14 protein-coding genes and 2 tRNA genes are annotated in these 15,818 nt (G+C 55.5%); 4 read left to right on the forward strand and 12 right to left on the reverse strand.

Going from position 1 to position 15,818, the window contains the following annotated elements; translation table 11 throughout:
• Position 1: 1 nt before the first annotated feature.
• The 11 genes from G5B42_RS02265 to G5B42_RS02315 all read right to left on the reverse strand — a co-directional run bounded on the left by G5B42_RS02265 (position 2) and on the right by G5B42_RS02315 (position 10,984).
• Positions 2–184: a TraR/DksA C4-type zinc finger protein gene (locus G5B42_RS02265; protein WP_181338831.1), complete on the reverse strand. Its 183-nt coding sequence runs from the start codon at positions 182–184 to the stop codon at positions 2–4.
• Between the two features lie 68 nt (positions 185–252).
• Positions 253–1,368 carry a Nif3-like dinuclear metal center hexameric protein gene (locus G5B42_RS02270; protein ID WP_181338832.1) on the reverse strand — a complete coding sequence of 372 codons (1,116 nt, stop codon included), beginning with the start codon at positions 1,366–1,368 and terminating at the stop codon, positions 253–255.
• Positions 1,369–1,616: 248 nt separating this feature from the next.
• A tRNA-Ile gene (locus G5B42_RS02275) sits at positions 1,617–1,691 on the reverse strand.
• Between the two features lie 9 nt (positions 1,692–1,700).
• Positions 1,701–1,775, reverse strand: a tRNA-Asn gene (locus G5B42_RS02280).
• 59 nt (positions 1,776–1,834) lie between these two features.
• Positions 1,835–2,932 carry an RNA polymerase sigma factor RpoD gene (rpoD, locus tag G5B42_RS02285; RefSeq protein ID WP_407926897.1) on the reverse strand — a complete coding sequence of 366 codons (1,098 nt, stop codon included), beginning with the start codon at positions 2,930–2,932 and terminating at the stop codon, positions 1,835–1,837.
• A gap of 111 nt (positions 2,933–3,043) precedes the next feature.
• Positions 3,044–4,894, reverse strand: coding sequence for a DNA primase (dnaG, locus tag G5B42_RS02290; RefSeq protein WP_181338834.1), 1,851 nt, complete (start codon positions 4,892–4,894; stop codon positions 3,044–3,046).
• Positions 4,895–4,961: 67 nt separating this feature from the next.
• Entirely contained in the window at positions 4,962–5,804 is an 843-nt protein-coding gene (locus tag G5B42_RS02295) for a helix-turn-helix domain-containing protein (protein WP_181338835.1), read from the reverse strand.
• A gap of 103 nt (positions 5,805–5,907) precedes the next feature.
• Positions 5,908–8,085 carry a DNA translocase FtsK gene (locus G5B42_RS02300; protein WP_181338836.1) on the reverse strand — a complete coding sequence of 726 codons (2,178 nt, stop codon included), beginning with the start codon at positions 8,083–8,085 and terminating at the stop codon, positions 5,908–5,910.
• A 2-nt stretch (positions 8,086–8,087) separates the two neighbouring features.
• A complete protein-coding gene (locus G5B42_RS02305; RefSeq protein WP_181338837.1) occupies positions 8,088–9,827 on the reverse strand; it encodes a Na/Pi cotransporter family protein in 1,740 nt (579 codons plus the stop codon).
• Positions 9,828–9,954: 127 nt separating this feature from the next.
• Positions 9,955–10,167: a YlzJ-like family protein gene (locus G5B42_RS02310; protein ID WP_181338838.1), complete on the reverse strand. Its 213-nt coding sequence runs from the start codon at positions 10,165–10,167 to the stop codon at positions 9,955–9,957.
• A 4-nt stretch (positions 10,168–10,171) separates the two neighbouring features.
• On the reverse strand, positions 10,172–10,984 hold the full coding sequence (locus tag G5B42_RS02315) for a ClpP family protease (RefSeq protein ID WP_407926896.1): 813 nt from the start codon (positions 10,982–10,984) through the stop codon (positions 10,172–10,174).
• A 178-nt stretch (positions 10,985–11,162) separates the two neighbouring features.
• On the opposite strand from G5B42_RS02315, the gene G5B42_RS02320 reads away from it, so the two are divergent.
• The 4 genes from G5B42_RS02320 to G5B42_RS02335 are packed head-to-tail and all read left to right on the forward strand — an operon-like array spanning position 11,163 to position 14,552.
• Positions 11,163–12,215, forward strand: a complete 1,053-nt coding sequence (locus G5B42_RS02320; RefSeq protein ID WP_181338839.1) for a glucose-1-phosphate thymidylyltransferase — start codon at positions 11,163–11,165, stop codon at positions 12,213–12,215.
• Positions 12,216–12,254: 39 nt separating this feature from the next.
• Entirely contained in the window at positions 12,255–13,082 is an 828-nt protein-coding gene (locus G5B42_RS02325) for a glycosyltransferase family 2 protein (RefSeq protein WP_331274019.1), read from the forward strand.
• The gene (locus tag G5B42_RS02330) at positions 13,030–13,767 is read left to right on the forward strand and encodes a glycosyltransferase (protein WP_181338841.1); all 738 of its coding nucleotides are present in this window, start codon (positions 13,030–13,032) and stop codon (positions 13,765–13,767) included. The genes G5B42_RS02325 and G5B42_RS02330 overlap by 53 nt, the downstream gene beginning before the upstream one ends.
• On the forward strand, positions 13,758–14,552 hold the full coding sequence (locus tag G5B42_RS02335; RefSeq protein ID WP_181338842.1) for a glycosyltransferase family 2 protein: 795 nt from the start codon (positions 13,758–13,760) through the stop codon (positions 14,550–14,552). The genes G5B42_RS02330 and G5B42_RS02335 overlap by 10 nt, the downstream gene beginning before the upstream one ends.
• Here G5B42_RS02335 and G5B42_RS02340 read toward each other — a convergent pair.
• Complete coding sequence (locus G5B42_RS02340) at positions 14,545–15,615, reverse strand: CgeB family protein (protein ID WP_181338843.1); 1,071 nt, start codon at positions 15,613–15,615, stop codon at positions 14,545–14,547. The genes G5B42_RS02335 and G5B42_RS02340 overlap by 8 nt on opposite strands.
• Between the last annotated feature and the right edge of the window lie 203 nt (positions 15,616–15,818).

Raw genomic sequence — 15,818 nt, forward strand, 5'->3', positions numbered from 1 at the left:
ATTAACTACGGATTGCACCCAGCAGATCTTTATAAGTGTCGATATCCATCCCGATCTCGGACCGGCGGGCGACAATATCGGAGCCCTTCTCCTTAGCACACTTGACACACCGTTTGGTTTCCGGTAAAGCCTCCAGCCGCTCCGCTGAAATAACTTTACCACATAGCTCGCACTTTTTGGCCATTTTGAAACCCTCCTTTGTAGTCCCGGTTAGCCGTAACGGCAGGCACCAGGCCCCTCCCTTCATTGCCACTAATAGAATGAGTAGGGTTTTATGTAGTGTTCACTAAGGTAGATCCGTGCTTTAAACTCAGGCGTCAATGACTGGTCTTTTTCTAAATATTCCTTAATCCGTTTTAGGCCAACCGCCTCAATGGTGTGGTGTCCCACTTCCACTATGGTCATCCCGAGCTGCTCGGCATGGAGAAAATCATGGTAACCCAGATCGGAGGTGATCAGAACCTCCGCCCCTTTCCGTTTCGCCTGGCCCAGGTATTTACCGCCGCTGCCGCCGATCACCGCGATCTTACTTACCGTTTCCCGCGGAAAACCGCCCCACCGCAAGGTTTCGTCGTTAAACAAGGTCTTGACCTCCGCCAAAAAACCGGAGAACGGTTGCGGTTTCGGTAACCTTCCGACCCGCCCCAGTCCGGCGCGGCCGCCTTTTTGGACGACCGGGTAGAGGTCGTAAGCCACCTCTTCGTAAGGATGGGCGGCCAACATCGCTTTGATAATGCTTTCCCGTTTCCGGGCCGGAATAATCGTCTCCAACCGCACCTCCGGAACGGAAGAAACGGCGCCGACTTCACCGAAAAAGGGATTGGCCCCGTCGCGCGGTAAAAACGTCCCCACCCCTGAAGTCCGGAAAGTGCAATGGCTATAATTGCCGATCCAACCGGCACCCGCCGCCGTCAAAGCGGCAAAAACCGGTTCGACGTGGTCTTCCGGGACATAGACCACCAGTTTAAGGTGTTCTTCGGCCCCTTCTTCCACCGGTTCCACCTGGCTGAGCTGTAAAAGTTCGGCCAGGTACTGGTTTAAGCCGTCAGCGGCCCGGTCAAAATTGGTGTGCATGGCATATACAACAAAACCCCCAGCAATCATCTCCTCCCAAACCTCGCCTCCGGGCCGGTCAAACTGGAGATTATTGAGGGGTTTAAAGATCAAGGGGTGATGAGTGACAATCAGATTTGCCTGTTTCTGCCGGGCCTCAGCCAGCACCGCCGCGGAAAAATCCAAAGCCAGTAAAAGACCGGTGACTTCGCGGTCGAAGCGGCCAACCTGTAAACCGACGTTATCCCAGGATTCGGCCAACGCCAAGGGTGCCAGTTCTTCCAAGATCGAGGTAATCTCCCGCACAGTCGGCATTCATGTTCCACCTTCTGTTTGCGTCCCAACAGTTTGCTTTTTATAATAATATAAACCAAGGACTGTACATGATAACTTTTAATTTACTATTTTCGCGGTTGTCCCCGCATTTCCTTCTTGCCCCGCAATCTTTTCGGTGTATTACCTTTATTTACCAATCCAACAGGGCCTCGCCACCGGCGGAGCCGCATGATAACAAAAAAAAGTGGTGACCTGCCACTTTTCTCCAATAAGCATCTTAGATTTATTGGTGGGCCCACCTGGATTCGAACCAGGGACCGATCGGTTATGAGCCGACTGCTCCACCGCTGAGCTATGGGCCCAAACAATTATGGCTCCCCGAGTTGGATTCGAACCAACAACCGCCCGGTTAACAGCCGGGTGCTCTACCGTTGAGCTATCGAGGAGTTTATTGCGCAACGTAAATTATACCCCCTTTTTTTCCTTCCGTCAAGGGTACCGGCGCCTATTCCAGAAAATCCTTCAGCTTCTTACTCCGGCTGGGATGACGCAGTTTCCGCAAGGCTTTGGCTTCAATCTGGCGGATCCGTTCTCTGGTCACCCCAAAGACCTGGCCAACTTCTTCCAAAGTCCGGGCGCGTCCGTCTTCCAGACCAAAACGGAGCCGCAAAACCTTCTCCTCCCGAGAAGTCAAAGTGTCCAGCACCTCTTCCAGCTGTTCTTTGAGCAAGCGGAAAGAAGCGGCTTCGGCCGGGGCCGGCACATCCTGGTCTTCGATGAAATCGCCCAGATGACTGTCTTCTTCTTCCCCAATCGGCGTCTCAAGGGAGACCGGCTCCTGTGCAATCTTGATGATCTCACGGACCCGCTCCACATTCATGCCCATCTCTTCGGCAATCTCCTCCGCGGTCGGTTCCCGTCCCAGCGTCTGCAAAAGCTGCCTGGAAACGCGGATCAGTTTATTGATGGTCTCCACCATATGGACGGGTATCCGGATCGTCCGCGCTTGGTCGGCGATCGCCCGCGTGATCGCCTGCCGGATCCACCAGGTCGCATAGGTGCTAAATTTAAACCCTTTGTGGTAGTCGAATTTTTCCACGGCTTTAATCAAGCCCAGGTTACCTTCCTGGATTAGATCAAGAAACAGCATGCCCCGGCCGACATACCTTTTGGCGATACTCACCACCAGACGCAGGTTGGCTTCGGCCAGCCGCCGTTTGGCGTTTTCATCACCGGCCTGTGCCCGGCGCGCCAGTTCCAATTCGTCTTCCGGCGACAAAAGGGGCACCCGCCCGATCTCTTTCAGATACATCCGGACCGGATCGTCCAACGCAATGCCTTCCGGGAGGGAAAGATCGACATCGTTCTCTATTTCACTGTCGCTTACCTCGCTGTCCTTGGGTTCCTCATCTTCAGCCACAAAATCAATGCCTTTACTGGTCAAAAGTTCGTAGATCCCGTCAATTTCCTCCGGTGCAAGATCGATGTGGTCAAAGGTGTCCATGATGTCCTTATACGTCACCACACCCTTTTTCTTGCCTAAAGAAAGGATCTCATTGATCGCGGCTGCTTTGAGTGCTTCGTGCTCTTCTTTCCCTTTCACTTGCTCATCCAAGGACAAATCAGCCTTTTTAACCTCTTTTTCTTTACTCACTTTTTCAATCATCCTTCCCAGAGAAAACCGGAGAAATAATCGAGTAATCGTAATCAAATTTTATATTAAGCCAGAGAAGGTTGGAAACTCTTCCCGGAGTTTCTTATGGAGTTCGTTTAATAACGCCAAGTTCTCCTGCAACTTAAGCGGAGAAACCCCTTCCACCTGCCCATCCAGGCTCACCGCCACCTCTTGTTCCAAACGGCGGATCTCCTCGGTTAGCTGGCGCTGGCGCAGTCGCTTCAGACAACCGTCCAGGTCAACCGGCAAGGGGTTCATCTGGTTTTCGGCCAACAGCTCCATATATAAGCCCCGGATTTCCGGAGGGAAAGCGTCAGCCGGTGGCGGCCACTCTCCGGACAGATCCCACTCCACCAGTTGCTGCCGTAAACGGTCGTAAAGCGGGGCGGAGAACTTGATCTCTATTAACGTTCTTCTTATTCGCGCAAAAAAATCTTTCTCCTGCAAACAGCCCCGCAAAAGTTCTCTTTCCAGCGGTAAAAGTTCCTTTTCCCCCGCCAAAGCGTCCGGTTGTCGCCGGCGGGCCGGGGCAATATCATTAGTATGCCGCTGGTTGTTTTTTATATCCAAACGTTGTTTATTTTTCCTTAAATTGTACTTGTATATGCGCCATTGGTCGTAAATGGACGCTTCGGAGACCCCCACTGCCGCTGCGGTTTGCTTAAGGTAGGCCTCCCGGGCGATTTCATTTTGCATCTGCGTGAGGAGCGGGAAGACCCGCTGGACCGCTTGGGCCTTTCCGGTCGGGGTCGCAAGATCTGCTTTCTCAAGAATATATGCCAGTTTAAAGGTGAATAGGTCAACACTCTCCGCCACGTAGCGCCGAAAACCCGCGGCTCCTTCCTTCTTCAACAGGGAATCGGGATCTTCGCCGGCCGGCAAACGGACCACGCGGACCTCCGCCCCCGCCGCCGCCAGGAGATCCAGTCCCCGGATCGTTGCCGCCTCCCCGGCCGCATCGGCGTCGTAGGCGATAAAGACCTTATCGCTATAACGCTTCAAGAGGCGGACTTGTTCCGGCGTCAAGGCTGTCCCGGAAGAAGCAACCACCTCATCAATCCCATGTTGGTGAGCTTGGATCACATCCATGTATCCCTCAACGATAATTACCCGTCCCTGCCGGCGTATCCCTTCCCGGGCTTCCGCCAGCCCGTAGAGGGAACGGCTTTTTTGGTAAAGCACCGTCTCCGGTGAGTTTAAGTATTTCGGTTGGCCTTCCCCAAGAATCCGCCCGCCGAAGCCGATCACCCGCCCCCGGGGATCGGTGATCGGAAACAGCAACCGGTCGCGGAAACGGTCATAGTAACCTTCCGCGCCGCCGCAGACCAGACCGGCCTTTTCCGCCTCATCAAGGGGGACCCCTTTTTTCCGGAAAAGGCCAACCAGCGCCCTCCATTGGGGCGGCGCGTAACCCAGGCCAAACTTCTCGGCCGTCGCCCGGGTGATCCCGCGGGCTTCCAGGTAAGCCACAGCCTTCTCCCCTGTCTTGGTCTGCCAGAGAATCTTCTTGTAGAATTCGGCTGCAAAGGCATTCAACCGGTAAAGCCGTTCCCGCTCTTCCTTCTGTTTTTGCCCCGTCGGCGACGGCTCAAACTCCGGCAACCTCATATTCGCCCGTTCGGCCAAAAAACGAAGGGCCGCACCAAAAGAGAGGTTCTCAATCCGCATGATAAAAGAAAGGACATCGCCCCCCGCCCCGCAGCCAAAACAGTAGAAAAGCTGTTTTTCCCGGCTCACGGTAAAAGACGGGGTTTTCTCACTATGAAAGGGGCACAAGCCGGTGAAGGAGCGTCCACTCTGTTTCAGGTTAACATACTCAGAGACCACCGCAACAATATCATTATTCTCTTTTACGTCGCTAATAATCTTTTCGTTTGTTAACCGATCCATCTTCTTCACCTATTGGCTTATTCGTCCCCCCGGGCAAATCTCCTCTTTGCAAAAAGACAAGTCCGCTTTAGTCCACCGTGATCTCCCTCGTAATCACCTGCCCGGAGGAGCCAAGGGTCCCGAGATCCTGTCCTTCATAAAAGACACGGACGCCCCCGGCATTACCAATCCGTAAGGAGACATCGGCAGCCAGGAACCATTCGCGCCTTTCGCCGGGCTGGAGGGTGCCTTCAAAGATGATGGTGCGGGCCGGCAACTGGTAAAGACCAAGCCAGACCACTTCGCGAGCTTCTACGACCAGGTGTCTTTCATCCGCGGGCAAAACCGGTGTCGCAACGGCTGTTTCCCGCTCTCCCGTAGCGGCTTCTCCCGTCTGGCCCTTGCCTTCCGCCGGCCCGGCCACCGATGGTGAATTGGCGGGAGGCGTAGCCTTCTCTTCCGTCACCACCGCCGGTCCGTTCTCCGTCGTGGTAACCGCAGCCGGCTTCCCGGCAAAATACTTCCCGACCGCGAGCCCGACCACCACAACCAGGCCGACACTGGCCATCACCAAACGATTGGCTTTCTTCATTCCCGCATTCGTACTCTCCAAACTTTTCCGGGTCATGACCCTTCGGAAGGAAGCGGTGTCTTCCGCTCCGGCGTCCGGTACCGGGTCGGGTTCTTCCGGAACCGCCTGTTTCTTCTCTGCATAATACCGCGCCAAAATCTGCTCGGGGTCCAACCCCACATTTTTGGCGTAGTTGATGATGAAACCACGTACATAAACCTCTCCAGGGAGTTTATGAAAATCGCCCGCTTCTATGGCTTCCAACTGGTGGGCCCGAATCTTGGTCAGCATCTGCAGATCTTCTAAGGATAATCCTTTTTCTTCGCGCGCTGCTTTTAAGATTGCTCCAATCTCTTTCACTTCTTGTCCCTCCCAAGCAAAGCGCCTGCTAAACACGGCTTTCTTGTTGCAAAGAATTCGTGGGAGCCGCCCGTAACTCCTCCTGCAAAATAAAGTCAATCGCTTAAGAATTGTTCTTTCTAAGCTCTTCCAGCTGGCGGCGGTTGATCAGCACGGCCCGGGGTTTACTCCCTTCGTGCGGGCCGACAAAGCCTTTCTCTTCCATCATATCAATCAAACGGGCCGCCCGCGTATAACCAATCCGGAAGCGGCGCTGCAGGGAAGAAGCGGAAGCCTGTTCCTGATCGATCACCAATTGCACCGCATCCCAGAACAGTTCATCTTCTTCTGCCGTCAGGTCACCCCGGGCTTCCGCCGCCGGTGGATTGGCCAGGGTCTCCACGTACTCGGGGTCCCCTTGCCGCCGCCAATGATCGGTGACCAGTTTAATCTCTTCATCCGAGACCAAAGCCCCTTGCAACCGGACGGGTTTTAAAGCACCCACCGGCGCAAAGAGCATATCGCCCCGGCCCAACAACTGTTCGGCCCCGGCACTATCCAGAATTGTCCGCGAGTCCACCTGCGAAGAAACGGCAAAGGCAATCCGGGACGGAATATTGGCCTTGATTAAGCCGGTGATCACATCCACCGACGGTCTTTGGGTGGCCACCACCAGGTGAATCCCGGTCGCCCGTGCCATCTGGGCCAAGCGACAGATGGCATCCTCCACGTCCACCGGGGCCACCATCATCAAATCGGCCAACTCATCAATAACCACGACCATATAGGGCATGGGGAGCTCATCCGCCTTCACCGCCCGGTTATAGCGGGCAATATCCCGTACCCCTTTTTCGGCAAAGGCCTTGTACCGCGCCTCCATCTCCGCCACAACTGCCTTGAGCACCGCGGCCGCCTTTTTCGCCTCGGTAACCACGGGCGCGGCCAGATGGGGAATGCCGTCATAAACCGACAGCTCAACCCGTTTCGGGTCAATCAGAACCAGTTTCACCTCCACCGGTGAGGCCCGGTATAAAAGGGAAAGCAGTAAAGCATTCAGGCAGACACTTTTCCCGGAGCCGGTCGCCCCCGCAATCAAAAGGTGGGGCATGCGGTCCAGGTTGGCCACACTCGGTTCCCCGGTGATGTCCACCCCCATGGCGATCCCCAGTTTTCCGGCGCTCCAAAAAGCACGGGACTCGATGACTTCGCGGAGGGTAACAACCCGCGCTTCCTGGTTGGGTACTTCGATCCCGACCGCCGATTTGCCGGGAATCGGCGCTTCGATCCGCAGCCCCCGCGCCGCCAGCGCCAAAGCCAAGTCGTTGGCCAGGTTCACAATCCGGCTCACCTTGACGCCCGGCGCCGGCTGGATTTCGTAACGGGTAATAACCGGACCCTGATGGACCGCCGTGACCTGGGCCTGCACACCAAAGGAAGCCAGTGTCGCCTCCAGTTGGTTCGATTGGTCCAACAGTTTCTGGTTTCTGCGGGGCCGGGGCGGCGGTTGCAAAAGATCAAGGGCCGGTAATTGGTAGGGGCCCAACTGCCGACCGCCGGTAACCGCCATCAACGCCGGAACTTCCCGCGGTGACTGTTCCTTGCGGCGGTGACGGGGTTCCTTCCGGCGTTCCTCCGTTTTTCCCCGGGGCTCCCGCACAGGGACAACCGGTTTTTCTTCCGTCGCCGCCGAAACCTGTTCATAAGGGAGGTTAACTTGGGTTTTCCGGTGCCGAAAAAGCCGGAAGATTTTCTGGCCGATGCGACTTTGGAGGTCGGCCAAAAACTGAAGCAAAGGGCGGTCAAGCATAAGAATGACCGCTATTAGCAGTAGTAAGCTCAATACCACAATCGTCCCCAGGACGGAGAAGATCCGGTTCAATCCGTACAAAATAACGCTGGCCACCGCCCCGCCGCCTTCCTGGTAAGCAAAGGGCAAGGGCTCCGCCGGCACCCCGACGGAAAGCAAATGAATCAGGAGAATTCCCCAGAAACAACCGAGGATTACACCTAGATAACGGTAGGTTAAGGAAAATTTACGGTGATTTTTCAGCAATTGCCAACCCAAAGCGGCAAAAAGCACTGGCAAAAGAAAAGAACCCTTCTTCCCGGTGACCGTGTATAAAACCCGCCGGACCGCCTCGCCAAAGCTCCCCGTCTCTTTCATCTGTAAAGACAAAAAAAGCAGGACGGCCAAGCCCAAATAGACCACGCCAAGGATCTCCGTTTTTAACTCCTTCTGCCGGTCACTGCGTTCCGGACGGTTTTCGGTTCGGGACGGTTGCCCGCTTTGTTTTTTCCCCATCCTTAGATCAGCTCCTCCTTCCCGACCAAGGTCACTTCCGCCATATTGGCGGCATGGTCCGCCACCCGTTCCAAATTGGCCAGCAGATCCAGATAGATGATGCCCGAACCGGGCCAGCACCGTCCTTGGTTGAGCCGGTTGATATGGTTCTGGCGCATCTCCTCCTGCAGCTTGTCGATGACCATCTCGCGCTCCAACACTTGCCGGGCCAGAACCGGGTCGTCTTCCTCCAACGCAATCAGGGCTTTCTTACAAATATCCAATACTTTATCGTAAAGCAGTCCGATCTCATCCATCGCCACCTGCGAAAAAGGCAGTTTCTCCTCCACCTTCGCCTGGGCGTACTCGCCAATATGTTCCGCATGATCGGCGATACGCTCCACATCATTGATCACTTGAATTAATCCGGCCAAATACCGCGATTGGGGGGCCGTAAGGAGACTTTTCGAAAGTAAAGTGGAGAGATAAAGGGTGATCTGCCTACGTCGTTCATCAACAATATCCTCTTTTTTGGCAATATCTTTAATGGCAGAAGACTGGCCTTTGAAAAAGGCAATCCGGGCAAAATAAAGCATATCAATAGCGATCTGCGCGGTGCGCATGATCTCTTTGGCCGCACCCCGCAAGGCCAAACCAGGTGTCGGGTAAAACTTTTCGTTCAAGTATTGCCGATCCCTGCTCTCTTCCTCCTGCTGCCGCCAGAACCAGGTGATCCGTTCGCTCAGAAACTGGGCAAGCGGACCGGACAGAGGTAACCAGATAAGGACCATGAGCAAATTGGCCAAAGTGTGGGTCATCGCAACCTCCTTCGTCAACAACCTGGCACCGGTCGGGACCATACTGGCCGGAAAGGAAGAAAAGACCAGGTTTTTCCCGGCCTCGAGCAAGCCCCAAAGCTGAAGAGTGGCCCAGCTGGCCGCCTGCGCCAAAGGTGCGCGGAAAAGAAGGAGGCCCATCGTTGTTGTTCCTAAGATCAACCAATGGGCCCAGACGGCTCTTTTCGTGAGCATGTTACCTCTAAGCGCCGCCATGCTGGCAATTACCCCCACCCCCAAACACGTCCCCAGTAAAAAGGGTAAGATCTCAGGTAAAAACAGGAAAAGACTTTCCTCTCCCCCCAAGGCCACCTGCCGGAGCAAGGCTTGTAAAAGGCCGATGGTGGCAATGTTGTTCTGCACCAGGGCCGTGGAGAAAAAACCGAGTAAATATCCGAAGAAGGGCGAAATCCGGATCGACGTTAAAGTCGCCTGTAATGGCAAGTTTTCAAGCACCGGTTTCATGGCCGCCGTCATAGTGTTTAAGCCGATAAAAACCAAGCCAAAGCCAAGCGCGGTAAAACCCAGATACTGTATATGATGCTTCTTCCCAAAAGCATACAGGAGGAAACCGAGACCAACCGCAAGATACGCATAACTTCCGATCTGAAATGACGTTAAATGCACAAGCAACGTCGCTCCCAGGTTGATTCCGAGCATGACACAGATTCCTTGTTTAAGATGGATCAACCTGGACCCCAAAAGCCCCATCAGCAAAACCGTCGCCGCCCCCGTTTCCTGAAGGGTCAGCGTCATTAAAAAGCCGGTTCCCATGGCGACCAGTGGATTCTTGGTCTCTTCCATAAACTGGTAAATTTTATCGCCCGCCACATTTTGAAAACCGATCCCCATCAGCGCAAAGCCCAGTAAAAAAAGACCGAGCCCGCCCGCCAAGCCGAAAATAATCTCCTGCATCACGCTTGCCATTTTGCCTCCTATGAAAAGTCGGATCTTATTAACATTATTTCGTTTCCACTAATCCATTCTCCTCCCCTCGGCCGGACCCGATCTTAAAGAAAAAACCTCTATTTAAGAGGTTTTAAGCGGTTTTTAACTAAACAATTACATTCCCCGGTGTCCAGCGGGGATCCAGGTAATCGGCAGGATCGGTACTAAGCAGGCGGGTGATCACCCGCTCGCCCCGGCTATTGACCGTAACCAGCACCGTTTTGCCCTCCACTTCGATCTCGCGCCATTGTTCCCGGTTTTCCGATTCCTCCTCCTCCGCGAAAACCACCGCTAAGGGGTAGATCGAATAGAACAGCATCTCTTCACCTCATTTGCATTCCGGCTTCCTTTAGCTGGACCAACTCTCTGAGTTTACGCAGGCTTTTATCGATCCCGCCAATCTCGTTGATCAAGCCGACATTGACGGCATCTTTCCCCACTAACACCGAACCGACATCCCGGACCAGATCACCGGTGCGGAACATTAACTCCCGGAATTTCTCTTCCGAGATCGCCGAATGGCTGGTGACAAACTTGATGACCCGGTCCTGCATTTTTTCCAAATATTCATAGGTTTGGGGCACCCCGATCACCATACCGGTCAACCGGATCGGATGGATTGTCATGGTCGCGGTTTCGGCAATGAAGGAATAATCGGCCGCCACCGCAATGGGAACGCCGATGGAATGTCCCCCGCCAAGAACCAAAGAGACCGTCGGTTTGGAGAGGCTCTCCAGCATTTCGGCAATGGCCAGCCCTGCTTCCACATCGCCGCCAACGGTGTTCAGAATCACCAGTAACCCTTTGATCCGCTCGTTTTGTTCGATCGCCACCAACTGCGGAATGATGTGTTCATATTTGGTCGTCTTGTTTTTCGGCGGCAGGACCATATGTCCTTCAATTTGGCCGATAATCACCATGGTATGGAGATCGGTCCCGGTAACAGGCGGTGCCGGCATCTGTCCCAATTGTTTCAGGCTCTGCAACGCCAACCGCTGGCGGCGGGGCGTATTGGGTTTCTGCTCTTCCCCTTCCTGGTCCGCTTCTTCCGGCGGCGGGGCGGCTTCGTTATTGTAGGAGTAAAGATCCCAGGCCCCGCAATTCCGGTCTTGTCTTGTCCGGATCTTATACCTCAAAATATCCCCCCTGTCCTTCGCCTCCCGTTGTCTCCCCCTATTATTTGCTTTCGACAGGTAAATAATACTTTTTTCCCCCGGGCTGTGCCCGCCCCGTGTTCAGCAAGGGACATCGGCCGTATCCCCTGCATAAGATGAAAAGCAATCTCCAGAAAAAACTACGAAAGCAGGGTTTGTCTTGAAAGCACTTCTTCTTTGTGGTGGTGAAGGAACGCGCCTCCGCCCTTTCACCCATACGCAACCAAAAGCTCTCCTTCCCCTCGCGCACCAGCCGATTTTATTTCACATCCTCGACACCATAGCGACCACGACCATCCGGGAGGTTGTGATCATCATTGGCCCCAACGGAAAACCCATCATGGAGCTTTTGCGCAAAACCAACCCGTGGGGGTTTGACTTCACCTTCGTGGACCAGCCCACGCCGCTGGGCCTCGCCCATACCGTCCTGCTCGCCCGGGAAGCACTGGGCAACGCCCCGTTCTTAATGTACCTGGGCGATAATGTGCTCGACGAACCGCTGCGTCCCTTGGTCAACCGGTTCGTCTGCGAAAAACCCGACGCGCTCCTTCTTCTACGGCGGGTCAAAAACCCCCGCCATTTTGGGGTTGCCCGGATTGAGGGCAAAGACGTTGTCCAAGTGGAAGAAAAACCGGAGCACGCCCAGAGCAACCTGGCCCTGGTCGGGGTGTACCTTTTTTCTCCCGCAATCCACCAGGCCGTCCGGGTAATTAGCCCGTCCCCCCGTGGCGAACTGGAGATCACCGATGCGATCCAACAACTGATCACCGACGGCAAAAACGTTACCTACCACCTCCTCTCCGGCTGGTGGAAGGATACGGGCACCATCGCCGACCTGCTCGCCGCCAACCAGTATTTAATGAAGAAACTGACGCCCGCCGTCGCCGGTGAAGTGAAAAAGTCGACAGTCAAAGGGGTGCTGCGCGTGGCGCCCGGTTCGATCCTGAAAAACTGTCGGGTGGTTGGTCCGGTCACCATCGGAAAAGGCTGCCGGATCAGCGGTTCGACGCTCGGCCCCTACTTGGCCGTGGGTGACGGGGCTGAAATTACCGACTGCCACCTAAGCCGCACCCTGGTCCTGGCCGACGCCCACCTGAAAGGGGTGACCCTCACCAACAGCATCATCGGGGAAAGGGTTCACATCAACAGCCAGCAAAAAACGGCGACCGCCCATTCGCTGCTGGTCGGGGCCGATGCCGTCCTGGAACTTTAACCGGGAGGAGAAGTGGCCGGGAACGCCTTGTCTCCATCCGTGACAAAATCCTTGGTCAGAAACAAGAAGGAGGAAGGGATGAAAGAGACGGTTGATCTGATCGTCGTTAATTTCAACACCAAAAAACTTTTGGCCGCTTGTCTGGACAGTCTCCGCCGGTTCAGTGGCGCGCCGGACACTTATCGCCTCTGGGTGGTGGATAACGCCAGCACCGACGGGAGCGTCACCCTCATCCGCAGTTTGCCCTGGGTCACGGGGATCTTCAACCGCGAAAACCGGGGGTACGCCACGGCTTGTAACCAGGGGATCAAAGCCGGAAACGCCCCGTATATCTTTATCCTCAACAGCGATACGTTGGTAACGGAGGGTTGGCTTCCCCCGCTGATTGCGGCCTTACAAGACCCGGCGGTGGCGGTAGTCGGGCCCCGGCTGGTCAGCCCCGACGGTTACCTGGTGGGAGCCGGCGTGGTGGGCACGGAAACGGCGCCCATCATTCGCGGCTGGGGTGTTCCCGACGATCCCGCCCTTTTTGCCGAACCCACGGCCTGCCTCAGTATATGCGGGGCCTGTCTGGGCCTGAAAAGAGCGCTCCTGCCGGAGCTGGGGTATTTTGACGAAAACTACTTCCACTATTTCGAGGAAACCGACTATTGTTACAACGCCCGCCGCCACGGTTATAAAGTCCTTTATGTCCCCACCAGCCGCGTCATCCATCTGGTAAACGGCAGTTGTCGCAACCGGCGGCGCCTCGCGGCTTATTTTCGCCAAAGCAAAGCCTATTTTGACCGTAAATGGCAGATCGGGGAGGGGGACCATGAACAGCCCGCAAAAACCGCGGTTCTTGGCGATGATGGCCGTCCGGAATGAAGCCGACCGTTTCCTGCGGCCGGTTTTAGACCGGCTGGGCGCCCTGGTCGACGGGATTGTCATCCTGGACGACGCCTCTACCGACCATACGCCCGACCTCTGCCGGGCCCACCCGCGGGTGATCCGGTTCGAACGCTTGTCCGCGCCTCTTTTTCCGCAGAGCGAAGCCAGCCTCCGCGCAAAACTTTGGCAGCTGACCGTCGAGCTTGACCCGGACTGGATCTTGGCCGTCGATGCCGATGAGATCTTCGAAGCCCACCGCCGGCCGGAGATCCTGGCCTTGACCCGGCAAACCCACTATGGCCTGATTACTTTCCCCGTCTACCATTTCTGGGGGGATTTCCGCCACTACCGGGTCGACCGTTGGTGGCATCCGGCCCGCGGGCGCACCGCCTGTCTGCACCGCTACCAAAAAAACCGGACCTACCACTGGGCCCCCCGCGCTTTGCACTGCGGACGTTTCCCCCAGGAAGCCTACCAGACGCCCAGGTTGGACAGCGACATCCCCCTCCTGCACCTCGGTTACGCCCACCGCCGGGAGCACCAGGCTAAATATCAGCGTTACCTTCAACTGGACCCGCTGGGGGAGTTCTGTCCGCTGGCCCACTACCGGTCAATTTTGCATTCCCACCCGCAACTAAAGTGCTGGCGAGGGGAAAAAGTGGAGGCCTTGTTATGGAGTTAAGCATCATTATCATCAATTACAATACCCGGCCTTATTTAGCCCGATGCCTGGCGGCCCTGACCGCGACGACGACGGTCCCCCACGAAATAATCATTGTCGACAATCACTCCACCGACGATTCCGTCCCCTGGCTCCGCTCCCTAAACGACCCCCGCCTCCGGGTCATCTTCAATCCTGAAAACCTGGGCTACGCCGCCGCCTGTAACCGGGGCCTCGCACAAGCCGCCGGCCGGTATCTGGTGACGATGAATGCTGATGTCATCACCCCGCCGGGCTGGGCGGAACGACTTATTTGGCATTTAAAGCAACATCCTTTGACCTTGATGGTCGGTCCCAAAAGCCTGGGCATTGGCGGTAAACAGTGGGCGGGTCCCCGGGCCTTTTCCCGTCACTTACCGGCGGCCGACCGGAAATTCGCCGCCCTTTACGCCCGCCAGTCGCAGCGGGCCAAATTTCTCATCGGTTGCCTGGTCCTTTTTGACCGCCGCCTACCGGAGAATATCGGCCTTTTCGACGAAAAGCTGGTGTTGGGGGCCGACGACTTTGACCTGGCCCTCCGGATCCGTGAAAAAGGCTACCAGTTGCGGATCGCCTGTGACGTCCTGATTGAACACGCAGTCCATGCTTCTTTTAACCGCAGTGACCCGGCGGTAAATGAAAAACTGGCCGCCGCCAGTTGGGCGTATTTCCACCGGAAATGGGCTTCCTATTTACAGAAATACGGCTGGGAACGGTTGTTTGAAGACGACGCGCCCGTTTTCCCGGGGGAAGAAGTCTTTAGTTAATCCTCCGCGGTGGTTCAAAGCTCCAAATCCCGTCTTTCTGCAGGTAACTGTCGGAAAAGGAAAAGGCAACCGGCCGCCGTCCACTGACCCGCGCCCAATAGGAAGTGGGCAATTTGGCCACTTCGGCAAAGATCTGCTGTAAACGGTGGTAATACGTGTGTTCGCGATAAGCCCTTTGGTGTGCCGCGTCGCCAATCTGGCGGCGCAGTTTTCTTTTACCCAGGTAATATTGGATCTTTTCCGCCAGATCATCAGGGGTGGTAAAACAAACGATCTCTTTGTCGGGGGTGAAATAGTTGAAAAGATCCGGCCGTGTCGAGTCGACAATCTGAAAAGCGCCACAGCCCGCCAGGGCAAAAGTCCGGTCGTTGGGGCTGGTCGCACCTACGCCCCGGCTGTTATCGGACGGCGGGTTAACCGGATCGCGGTGGATGTTCAGATTAATCTTGGCCCCGTTAAAATACTTCTGCACCTCATGAAAATCATGGACCACCGGGCGGACAAACTTCCGCAGGTCCGGGTGTAATTCTCCCCACCGGTCCCAGACCCCAATCAGTTTGACGTTCAAGCGCTTCAGAAAGGGCGCAATCGCGTTCAAAATCTTGAGCCGGTTGGGAAAACCCATCCCGACAAAACAAAGATCACTCTGGTATTCCTCCTCCGTCTTCAGGGGGCGATGCACCTCGGGGTTACAACACCAGGGCAAATAGAAGACCCGGGGGTGGTCGTACTCGGCAACCGCCTGCCGCTCGTTGGTAAAGACCAGGTCATAAGCAGCCACCATCGGACCGCGGTGCAAATCGATCTCATAGGGATCTTCCACCAACCACAGAACCGTTTTCACCCCTAAAGAACGGGCATAATGGACCTGTTCCAACGGGGTGCGGTTGCCATGCACCACCAACAGCACCTCCGGGCGGAATTCCCTGATGAGGCGGGAAGAAAGGTTCCGCGGGCTAACCTGCCGCACATGATGCTTCATCTTCTTTAAGGTCACAAAGATATCATAGGCATAACGATAGTGAAAGCCCATGGCGCCGGAATCAACAAACAGGACCCTCATCTGCTTTCCTCCTTCGTTCCTCCTTCGGTCGTTATCCGGTTTCTAAGTTCGAAATATTATATGAGATCAATCTTTTGGGAGGAACAACCTGTTCCGCTAAAAGGCCCTTCTACCAGGGTTGTGGTGATACCGGCCGCAGCCAGCTGAGCACCAAAAATGCCTTGACCACAGCACCCCGGAGGCCGCCGGACCGTACACTAAGA

It is taken from the genome of Capillibacterium thermochitinicola (genome assembly GCF_013664685.1).
Taxonomy (GTDB): Bacteria; Bacillota; UBA4882; order UBA10575; family UBA10575; genus Capillibacterium; species Capillibacterium thermochitinicola.